Raw genomic sequence first — 2,489 nt, 5'->3', positions numbered from 1 at the left:
CGCTTTGTTAAGGCATCGTGATCAAGCTCAATGGGGTTTTTAACCATCCCGTCAACTTTTAACGTCCATGGATTAGTTTGAAATTCAGTCGCATTTTTGGCTGGTGCATCTTTAGATGTGCCAAACTCATAGAAGTTGTTGTAGCTGGTCACTTTATCTTCAGGCGTTCGGGTTTCCGTTATTTGAAACTTAGGGGGCTGACTAAACTCCAGCGCCTTTCCCTTAAACGCTGCCTTCTCTTCTTCATCTTCCCAAAACCAACCGGCAGCGCCTGCCGACTTCGCCAACAGCGTAGACGCTCCCACAAAGCCCATAGATTTGAGCAATGAACGGCGATTCATATAAACGCCTTCATTGGTTACGTCGTTATCAGTTAATTTTACTGAGGGTTTAAATGGTTTTGGCATTACGTCACCTAAATTATGATAAGACTATGAGAAATGGTCGTCACTTCGCCCAGTACATTTAGCTACGTTAATGTAACGAGTAAGTTCAACATAATAAAAAAGACCGAGAGTACGGTCTTTTCATTTCAACTAATTAGGAAAAACAAAACAATCTACATATGCAGACTATCTTGAATACCGCCTTGTTTAGGTGAAAAGATATTACTGTATAGGCGAGATGCGAATTCATCCGTCATACCCGATATATAGTCGGCGAGAACGCGCATACCATTGCCGCTCTCACAGGCCTTACGCCAGCGAACTTGGGTGTTTTCGGGAAGTAAGCGGTCAGGATCTGATGCAAAGGCTTCAAAAAGCTCCATAACCACCAGCTGTCCTTTGTATTCAAGAAGCTGCACATCAGGGCGGCGTATTACTTTGTTAAACACAAAGCGTTTGAAAAGCTCCAAGGCTTGTGCAAAATGTTCAGGCATTACGGCGTTGAACGCCAGTAACGGGTGAGCAAAACCCTCAACGCCTTTTATTTCAATAGCTGTAATAAAGCTATTTACCAGCGCGCCTATGGCATTTTTCCTTTCGTGATGTGCAGCGCTAAATAGCTTATTGGTTAGCACTTCTATATTGTCTGACAGCCACGGTACATCTAGCGCTTTTAGCGGGGTGGTTACATCCTCGACAAAATGATGCTTGTCGACCATATCCATCACTATGGCATCTTCTAAGTCGTGAATGCCATAGGCGATATCGTCAGACAGCTCCATAATTGAGCAGTCGAACGATTTAAATTGTGTTTTACTGTGGGTATTCGGTTTTGCAGTAAACTGCATAAACGCATCTTTATCTTCATTGCTAAATGGCGCAAGTAGCCAGTCGAACAGGGGCTCGTCGCAGCGAAACAGACCTTTTGGTGGATGCCAGTCGTGGGATTTAACCTGACGAAGTGAACCAGGACGCTTGGGCGTAGGTCCTTTACTATGAAGGGCATCGATAAAATTCGGATATTTAACCAAGCCTAACACGCTTCTTCTACATAAATTCATGCCGTGATCGGCGGTATAAGGCTCAAGCTGAGTAATTATCCTAAAGGTTTGTCCATTTCCTTCAAACCCGCCGTATTGGTGCATCATGTAATTAAGGGCAATTTCACCACCATGGCCGAAGGGGGGATGACCAATATCGTGAGCCAAGCAGAGGGTTTCGATTAACGTAGGATCAAGCGCCAACGTAGTGGCAATATCCGGAAATTTTCCGCAAAGCTGGGCGGTAATACCGGTGCCAATTTGGGCGGCTTCTAGAGAGTGGGTTAGTCGAGTGCGATAGAAGTCGCTCAGCCCCACACCGAGCACTTGAGTTTTTGCCTGTAATCTACGAAAGGCGGCGCTATGAAGAACGCGTGCTTTATCACGTTGATACGGATTGCGGTGATCGCCGTCTCTTGTTTCACTACGGGGTAAACGACGCTCGTGTAATGCTAATTCCCAATCGCTTGTTGCCAAAAAAACCTCGCTGCCTTGCTGTGTATGCTACTTCTATTCGTCAGTATAGTGATTTATGGGCTGTTAATCGCCTTGCTCACATATCGTCTTGCGTAATTTCATCAAGACTTAAAGAAAAGCTTGGTACGTAACGCGTTAAGAAGTAGTCCACCTCTTCAGAATGATATTCTTTAAGGGTTTTATCTAATCTTTTCTTAGCCAGCTTAAACTCTTGGTTACCAGCAGCTAATTCTTCAAGCGTTTTTAGGTAAGCGCAAAGTACGTCTGCTGCTTTCACAATAAAAGCTTCTTCTTCACTATGGTAGTGATGGTCAATAAGCGCCGCATAGTCTTCTCGAAATGCTTCTGGTGCCATTTCAATTAGCTTGTTCTCTGCAATTTTTTCGATTTTTTTATATTCTTCTTTAATCGCAGGGTTAAAGTATTTCACTGGGGTAGGGAGGTCTCCGGTGAGTACCTCCGACACGTCGTGAAATATTGCCATGGTAGCAATACGATCAGGGTTTTGTGTGCCGCCTAAAAACTTTTTTTTTATTATTGCAAGTGCGTGGGCTACCATGGCCACCTGCTAACTGTGCTCCTTCAC

At 44.4% G+C, this 2,489-nt stretch carries 2 protein-coding genes and 1 pseudogene; all 3 read right to left on the bottom strand.

The window, feature by feature from the left end; translation table 11 throughout:
- Positions 1–407: pseudogene (locus QVA83_RS21020) on the bottom strand (protein-methionine-sulfoxide reductase catalytic subunit MsrP); the annotation flags it as partial.
- 152 nt (positions 408–559) lie between these two features.
- A complete protein-coding gene (locus QVA83_RS21015) occupies positions 560–1,903 on the bottom strand; it encodes an anti-phage deoxyguanosine triphosphatase (protein WP_287498932.1) in 1,344 nt (447 codons plus the stop codon).
- 76 nt (positions 1,904–1,979) lie between these two features.
- Positions 1,980–2,462, bottom strand: a complete 483-nt coding sequence (yfbR, locus tag QVA83_RS21010) for a 5'-deoxynucleotidase (protein WP_287498933.1) — start codon at positions 2,460–2,462, stop codon at positions 1,980–1,982.
- Positions 2,463–2,489: the final 27 nt, after the last annotated feature.

This window comes from Alteromonas sp. AO-Serp (genome assembly GCF_017849675.1).
GTDB classification, from domain to species: Bacteria; Pseudomonadota; Gammaproteobacteria; order Enterobacterales; family Alteromonadaceae; genus Alteromonas; species Alteromonas macleodii.
Note: the sequence above shows the minus strand (reverse complement) of the source record. Positions and strands in the feature narration are given on the sequence as shown.